The sequence below is a fragment of the Microcystis sp. M20BS1 genome, from assembly GCF_020245305.1.
In the GTDB taxonomy this organism is placed as follows: Bacteria; Cyanobacteriota; Cyanobacteriia; order Cyanobacteriales; family Microcystaceae; genus Microcystis; species Microcystis ichthyoblabe_A.
In genome coordinates this window covers 41,191-48,870 of the sequence record NZ_JADBUZ010000103.1, presented here as the reverse complement: position 1 = coordinate 48,870, position 7,680 = coordinate 41,191, and the positions used below count along the sequence as shown (strand labels likewise).

The 7,680-nt window shown below is 43.3% G+C and carries 6 protein-coding genes and 1 pseudogene; 3 read left to right on the top strand and 4 right to left on the bottom strand.

Translation table 11 applies throughout. The features are described 5' to 3' along the window. Nucleotides 1-139 precede the first annotated feature (139 nt). Nucleotides 140-547, bottom strand: a pseudogene (locus IM507_RS10615) (metallophosphoesterase family protein); the annotation flags it as partial. Between the two features lie 182 nt (nt 548-729). Between IM507_RS10615 and hemF the strand changes: the two are divergent. From hemF to IM507_RS10600, 3 genes are all read left to right on the top strand, one after another. After that, on the top strand, nt 730-1,752 hold the full coding sequence (hemF, locus tag IM507_RS10610) for an oxygen-dependent coproporphyrinogen oxidase (RefSeq protein WP_002738246.1): 1,023 nt from the start codon (nt 730-732) through the stop codon (nt 1,750-1,752). Between the two features lie 158 nt (nt 1,753-1,910). Beyond that, entirely contained in the window at nt 1,911-2,885 is a 975-nt protein-coding gene (gene tilS / locus IM507_RS10605) for a tRNA lysidine(34) synthetase TilS (RefSeq protein ID WP_123230541.1), read from the top strand. A gap of 334 nt (nt 2,886-3,219) precedes the next feature. Next, nucleotides 3,220-5,520: an ATP-dependent helicase gene (locus IM507_RS10600; protein WP_123230540.1), complete on the top strand. Its 2,301-nt coding sequence runs from the start codon at nt 3,220-3,222 to the stop codon at nt 5,518-5,520. On the opposite strand, the gene IM507_RS10595 is transcribed toward IM507_RS10600, so the two are convergent. From IM507_RS10595 to IM507_RS10585, 3 genes are all read right to left on the bottom strand, one after another. Beyond that, nucleotides 5,485-5,724, bottom strand: coding sequence for a DUF6737 family protein (locus IM507_RS10595; protein ID WP_002736158.1), 240 nt, complete (start codon nt 5,722-5,724; stop codon nt 5,485-5,487). The genes IM507_RS10600 and IM507_RS10595 overlap by 36 nt on opposite strands. Before the next feature lie 100 nt (nt 5,725-5,824). Next, nucleotides 5,825-6,706, bottom strand: coding sequence for a 4-hydroxybenzoate solanesyltransferase (locus IM507_RS10590; protein WP_069475459.1), 882 nt, complete (start codon nt 6,704-6,706; stop codon nt 5,825-5,827). Between the two features lie 259 nt (nt 6,707-6,965). Beyond that, nucleotides 6,966-7,463 carry a DUF427 domain-containing protein gene (locus IM507_RS10585; RefSeq protein ID WP_002735494.1) on the bottom strand — a complete coding sequence of 166 codons (498 nt, stop codon included), beginning with the start codon at nt 7,461-7,463 and terminating at the stop codon, nt 6,966-6,968. Nucleotides 7,464-7,680: the final 217 nt, after the last annotated feature.

The window sequence follows — 7,680 nt, the reverse complement described above, 5'->3', positions numbered from 1 at the left end:
CTCGACCGACTCAACTGCAACAAAAAGCGTTAGATTTATTGGGAGTTTCCCTGATTTGTACCCAGTAACGGGGCGGCGGAAATTCTCTTAATCCCTCCTACAGCATAGGTTATGGCTTTTTGTCAACGGGGAAGTCCAGTTCTAGGGGTAAATGGGGATAAACACCGGCATGAACCAGCCAAATATCGCCTAAATCGGGGTAAAGAGGCAAGGTTTTCAGCCAATCGATGTGATCTTGCGGTATTTTGTGGTTATAGCTCACGAGAGTAGCATGACCGCCACTATAAAGCCAAGCCGGCAACATTTCCCCCATCATTCCTTGGCTGCCCAATACTTCTAGCAGCATCTGTTCATGATTGCCTAATAGACAACGATAGCGGTGTTGACGAACAAATTCAACCACTTGGGCGCTATTAGGACCACGATCAATTAAATCGCCCAAGAAATAAACCAGTTCCTTTTCTTGAGGCGCGATTGCTTCCATTAGCTGCAAAAGAGCATCGTATTGACCGTGAACGTCACCGATGATGATTCGACGGGAGGACATGGTGGTAGAAGTTGGGTATCTGTGTTATTGTCCCCGGAGCGGGACTAACTCTAATATGCGCTCCGGCGCTCCCCACTTCCCCACCGCCAATCCCTCTAAATGTTAAGTTAAGTATCGAAGAGCGGCCGTTTCATCACCCGGTAGTAATATAATCACTGAGTTATCAATTTTGATCCTTGAGTATGACTGCATTCACCACAACCCCCACCCTTGCCAATTTGCCGGCCAGTGACAGCCGTAGCCGCGTCAGTGAATTTATGAAATCCCTACAGGATGAAATTTGTCAGGGATTAGAAGAAGTGGATGGACAAGCAAAATTTATCGAAGATAGTTGGCAACGGCCTGAAGGTGGCGGCGGACGTTCGCGAGTTTTGCGGGAAGGGGCAATTTTTGAACAAGCAGGGGTGAATTTTTCGGAAGTTTGGGGGAAAGAATTACCTCCTAGCATTGCCAAACAACGGCCCGAGGCTGCCGGTCATCAATTTTACGCCACGGGAACCTCGATGGTTTTGCATCCTCGCAATCCTTATATTCCCACGGTTCACCTCAATTATCGCTATTTTGAAGCTGGCCCAGTTTGGTGGTTTGGCGGTGGTGCCGATTTAACTCCCTACTATGGCTTTGAAGAAGATGCTAGTCATTTTCACCGCACTTTTAAACAGGTTTGCGACCAACATCATCCCGAATATTATCCCGTTTTTAAACGCTGGTGTGATGAATATTTTTATCTCAATCATCGTCAGGAAGCCAGAGGCATCGGCGGGATTTTTTTTGATTACCAAGACGGTTTAGACCCTCTCTATCGGGGTCCCTTTGCCGAAAGTGATGCCGCTATCTATTCAGAAAAATTATCTCCCCAACAACCCCGCAACTGGGAAGAAATTTTTAGTTTCATTAATGACTGTGGCCGAGCTTTTCTACCCGCTTACGTTCCCATTGTCCAGAAACGGCACTCGACGGAATACGGTGACAGAGAACGTCAGTTTCAACTCTATCGTCGCGGTCGTTATGTAGAATTTAATTTAGTTTATGATCGTGGCACAATTTTTGGGTTGCAAACTAACGGTCGTACCGAATCAATTTTGATGTCTTTACCTCCTTTAGTCCGTTGGGAATACTGTTATCAACCTGCACCCAATACCCCAGAAGCAAAACTCTATGATGTCTTCCTAAAACCACAAGATTGGGTTAATTGGCAAGGTTAAATCAGTTATCAGTTATCAGTTATCAGTTATCAGTTATCAGTTATCAGTTTACCGTTCACTGAAAATACTTCCCAATTCATAATTCATAATTCATAATTCCCTCTCCCTTCTCTTTTTCTAGTTATCTGTCATTTGTCAAGTAAATAAATCTAAAAATTTTGGCTAATTTTTGGACACCTCTCCATACTCGTCTGGAAACCACGGTGAAAAAGGGACAATTACTACCTAAAAATGCGTCTCTGTTAGTGGCATTGTCGGGAGGTCAGGATTCTCTATGTTTAGGTCAATTATTGCTGGATTTGCGCCCTCGTTGGGGTTGGCAACTGGCGATCGCTCATTGTGATCACCGTTGGTCCTCCGACCGAGGATTAGTGGATCATGTGCAGAAAATCGCCGAAATTTGGCAATTACCTGTTTATATTACCACCGCACCCCCCATGGCGGAAACGGAAGCCAAGGCCCGACAATGGCGTTATCAAGCTTTACAAACAATCGCCCAAGAACAGGGTTTTAATTATCTTCTCACGGCACACACGAGGAGCGATCGAGCGGAAACTTTTCTTTATAATCTCATGCGCGGGGCGGGTAGTGATGGACTTTCTGCCTTAACTTGGTTGACAAGTTTAACCTCAGATATTTTTTTAGTCCGTCCCCTCTTAAATGTCACTCGCGGGGAAACTTTCGCTTTTTGTCAAAGTCGAGAATTACCGATCTGGTATGATCGAGCTAATGAGAATTTACGCTATGCTCGCAATCGCATCCGTCTGGAATTATTACCGTACCTGCAAACTAATTTAAACCCCCAAATTGAAAAACATCTCGCCCAAACTGCCGAAATTTTGGAAGCAGAAAGCGATTATTTAGATAGTATTGCCCGGGATATTTTTCGTCAAGTTATCGATCTAGATCAACAAAGACTCGATCGCTCCCCTTTACAAATTCTACCTCTAGCGATACAAAGACGAGTGATTCGTTTATTTTTAGCTCAATATTTACCCTCATCGCCTAATTTTGCCGAAGTTGAGTCAGTGGTTAATCTCATTACTGGTGTTAATCGCGATGCCACTTCCTCCTTAACCGGCAAAATTCGGGTAGAAGTACAACAAAATTGGCTACATATCAGTTATCAGTGATCAGTTAAGTAGCTGGTTATAATTAAATTACAAATGGATTTTAGGTTCGATCCCCCCTGCCCCCCTTGATAAGGGGGGTGCCGATAGGCGGGGGGATCTGAAAGTTTTCAATACCTACCTACTTATCAGTTATCAGTGATCAGATTACAGTTTTAAGTGGACAGTGTTAGGTGAAAACTTCGCTACTTTCTTTTCACTGATTACTGTTTACTGTTCACTGAAAAAACCCATCTCCCCATTCTAGTTATCTCTAGCTAACTTTTACAGCAATTGGTTTAAGAAGAAACTATAATTAGTAATACAATTAAACTAAAAATAAAATTGGCGTAGAATAATGAGCGAAACTAAAGTAATTAATCGAGAAAGTTTACTGGTCAATCTCCGGCAACAACTGCGAGCCGGACAACAGGAATTAGCCGATTGGCAAGGGGGAAAAATGGCCATTTCTGCGGTGCCGGGGGCAGGAAAATCCCACAGTTTGGCCGTAGCTGCCGCTATGGTTATTGCTCGTGAGCAACTTCATGCTAAAAAACAGTTAATTATTGTCACCTACACCCGCTCGGCTGCCGCTAGTATTAAAGCTAAAATTAAACAACGTTTGCAAGATTTACAACTTTCGGCCCAAGGTTTCAGCGTCCAAACTCTGCACGGACTGGCCCTACAATTAGCCCGTCGTTACCCAGAATTATCGGGATTAGACCTCGAATCTTCTACATTAGTTATTCCGACTCCTAGCCATAGAATTATTAGAAACTCGGTGGAAAAATGGCTAATTACTGATCCAATTCGTTATCAAAAGTTATTAGAAGGAGTAGAATTTGATGGGGAAGAAACAGAAAGATTACGCCGTCAATCGGTGCTGAGAACCGAAATTTTACCTAGTCTTGCCTATACGGCCATTCATGAGCTAAAAAGTTCGGGATTATCACCGCAGCAAGTTTGGGAATTAAGCCACTATACCGACGATAATTATCAAATTCTCGCTATTGCTAGTGGTTTGTACCAACAGTATGAAATCCTGATGCGTCAGAAAAACTATATAGATTATGATGACATGATTTTAGGAGCCTTGCGGGTATTAGAGGAAGAAAAAATTCGCCGACAATGGCAAAAATCTGTCTTTGGAGTTTTTGAAGATGAGGCACAGGATTCTAGTCCTCTCCAAGAAAAACTAATTACTATTTTAGCAAAAAATAATGACGGGGAAATACCTAATTTAATTCGCGTCGGCGATCCCAATCAAGCCATTAATTCCACCTTTACCCCCGCCGATCCTGTTTACTTTAATTGGTTTTGTGAAAGTTGTCAAAGCGAAGGCAATTTATCGACTATGAACCAAGCAGGTCGCAGCAATACTAAAATTATTGAAGCTGCTAATTTAGTTTTACAATGGGTCGATCGAGATTGGAAACAGGGAAAAGATAATCATAAAGTTACCGAGGCTCCTTTTCGAGTTCAAGCGATTCTTCCCGTCAGCGCCGAAGATCCCCAACCTAATCCAGTCAAGGAGGGAAAAGGATTAGAAATTTATCAACCCGATGACATTTATCAAACAGTAGAATTAATTGAAAAACGTCTAGTTAAATTACTTCAAGAAAACCCTCAACATAATGCCGCTATCCTCGTTAGAGAAAATCGACAAGGACACTTTTTTGCTCAAAAATTCGCCCATTTTTATAAAAGTTATCAAATCAGAATTTTTGAAGCTAACGAGATCGATCGCTTTTCCCAAATTCCCGCCGAAATGCTGAAACTATTGGCTTTTGTAGAACGTCCCCACTCTCCCGATTATCTCAAAGCGGCTTTAGAAGTGCTACAATTGAGGGGTTTAATTACTGCCCAAGACTTAAATCCTTTAGTTACCTATCCCGAACAATTTCTTTATCCCACTCCCCTCGATCCTGAACTGAAATCTAACGAAAAAATCGCCCGTCGTTATTGCTGCAGTTTACTAAAAGCTAGATTAGAATTACCCCATTATCAACTCCTGTCTTTTTTCGCTATGACTCTCCAATATTCGGGGTCAGAATTAGCAACTTTGCAAAAATTAACCGCCCGTATTTATCAGGAAACTGCTGGTAATAGTTCTCTCAAAAATACAATTAATACTCTTAATGAAATTATCGCCTCTGAGCGCTTTGAAGGAGTGGAAGAAGATAACGACGATTGTTATACTCGTCCCGGACAACTGACGATTATTACTATGCACAAAGCCAAGGGTTTAGACTGGGATTATGTTTTTATTCCCTTTCTTCACGAAGATATTATCCCAGGCAAACCTTGGGTCCCCAATGGGGCGAAATTTTTGGGAGATTTTACCCTCGCAGAAGTGGCCCGGGCGCAAATTCGAGCAGCGGTTCATCAACGCTATTTAAACCCCGACAGCATACCAATTATTCCCCCACCTTTAAGCGCTTGGTTAGAAGCTGGACAACTTAAAAAAGCTGAAGAATACCGACTTTTGTATGTAGCGATGACGCGAGCAAAAAGACTTTTATGGATGTCGAGTGAAAAAAAAGCTCCCTTCCGTTGGAACACTTTTCGCGGAGATGAAAGTAGTCAATTACAGGATAAAAATCCCTGTCCTGTCTTTCCTGTTTTAATCAATGCTTTCCCCGATTCTTTCTGTGTTTAACTGTTGCTGCAGCGTCCGCGGATAAAGAATTAGGAAGACAAACCACCAGAGGAGTATAGGAATAGATAGGAGTAGGGTTAACCAGAGACGCTGAGTTAAAAACCAACACCCAGCAATTAGGGTAATTCCTGTCAATAAAATCGACCAAGGTTGACACCAACGGGGTTTGTGATTCCAAACGTTATCGGATTTCGAGTTAGACATTAGTTAAGGGGCGGTAATTTACTAACTTGATTTTATAGTGATCGAGCTTAAAAAACGCTTGGGAAGACCGAAAGAGTCAAAAATTACTCGATTTACTTATTTAAAAATAACTCCCCGCAATCATAGCCGCTAATAAAATAAAACCGACCCAAACATTTTGACCGAACATTTGACCATAAACTGGTTTGGGTAAATCCGATTGACGTAACAACCAGTATTGACGCAACCAAGCGATCGCCGCTAGACCCAACCCTAGCCAAAAAGAGGCTGATAACTGCATTTTTTGCCCCTCCCAAGCCAATAAACCTACTGTTATGGCAAAAAAGACCCCCACGGCTTCCGGGGCGTATTTGCCGAAAAATATGGCACTAGAGTTAATACCAACCTTGAGATCATCCTCTCGATCGGACAGAGCATAAATTGTATCAAATGCCAATGTCCAAAAAATCACCGCTCCCCATAATATAAATGTATTACTATCTAACGACCCGGTGACGGCACTCCAACAGATTAAAACCGCAAAACCCCAAGCGAGAGAAAGAACCAATTGGGGTACAGGAAAAAAACGCTTGGCGAGAGGATAGCAGATAATCAAGGGAACGGCGGCTAAACATAGGCAAAAACTCAGGAAATTCAGATATAAAGCTAAAATTGCGGCGCAAAAGAAAGCAATTAGAGCGATAATCAAACCAACCTTGATCGATAAAGCTCTGGCCGCTAAAGGACGGTTACGAGTGCGATCGACCTGTGGATCTATATCCCGATCCCAAAGATCGTTAACCACACAGCCAGCGGCGCTAGTGGCCAAAGTTCCCAAAATGATCACCCCGATCAAGGGTAGCGGTGGCACCCCGTCTGCCGCCAAAAATACCGCCCATAAAGCGGGAATCATCAAAATTAACCTACCGGCGGGTTTATCCCAGCGCAAGAGGCGAATAATCGTCATCCAAGTGGGTTCTAGATCGGGTTGGGATATAGTCATAATTTCTCGTAAAAAGTAGAAACTAGGAGTTAAGGGGATGTGGGGTGTAGGGTGTAGGGTGTGGGGTGTGGGGTGTGGGGTGTGGGGTGTGGGGTGTGGGGTGTGGGGTTTTGGGGAAGTGGGGTGTGGGGTGTGGGGTGTGGGGTGTGGGGTTTTGGGGAAGTGGGGTGTGGGAAGAATAAATAAAAATAATCTCCTGACGACCGGCTCCTGACTCCACCAATAAACTTTTTCAGCAAACCCTACTTACTTAACGTGATTACCAGCCCCAACTATTGGGAACGCCTTTAAATGGACCAACCACATCGGAGGTTATCCATCCCCCGTAAAAGTTGCCGGGTTGCGGTTGTACTAATTCCCCATCGGCATAACAAGCACTCATTTTGGCGGGATAAAAAGCCAGATAATTCTTAATTGCTTGAAACTCTGGTGTCGGATCTGGATAATACCAAGCGACGTTAATTGCCTGTTGATCCCCAACGGTGATATTGTAATATCCCGCTAGACCTTTCCACTCACAAAAAGACTTTTCTGCTGTGGCTTGCAGGTATTCCATTTTAATATCTTGGGGCGGTAGATAATAAACTGGAGGATGACTGGTTTCTAGAACTCGATAACTGCTTTTAGTATCGGCAATTATCACCCCATTAAAGATAATTTTTAGGTGTTTAGGCGATAATTCTAGGCGCGGGGGACGAGGATAATCCCAGACGGATTCCTGTCCTGCTTTTGCTGGTATCGGTTGGGGACGAAACATAATTTTTCTTATATTATTCTCCGAGTCAGTATTCTCTGAGTCATTTCACCGTTTACTGATTACTGATTACTGATTGGGTGCATCTCCTATTGGTGACTTTCTCTGACATATAGGTGAGCAGCAGAAGTCATTTAAAGAGGGCGAATGCAATTCGCCCCTACAATAATAATATTATCGCACCAATGGTAGGGGCGCATCGCGTGCGCCCAAATGTAGT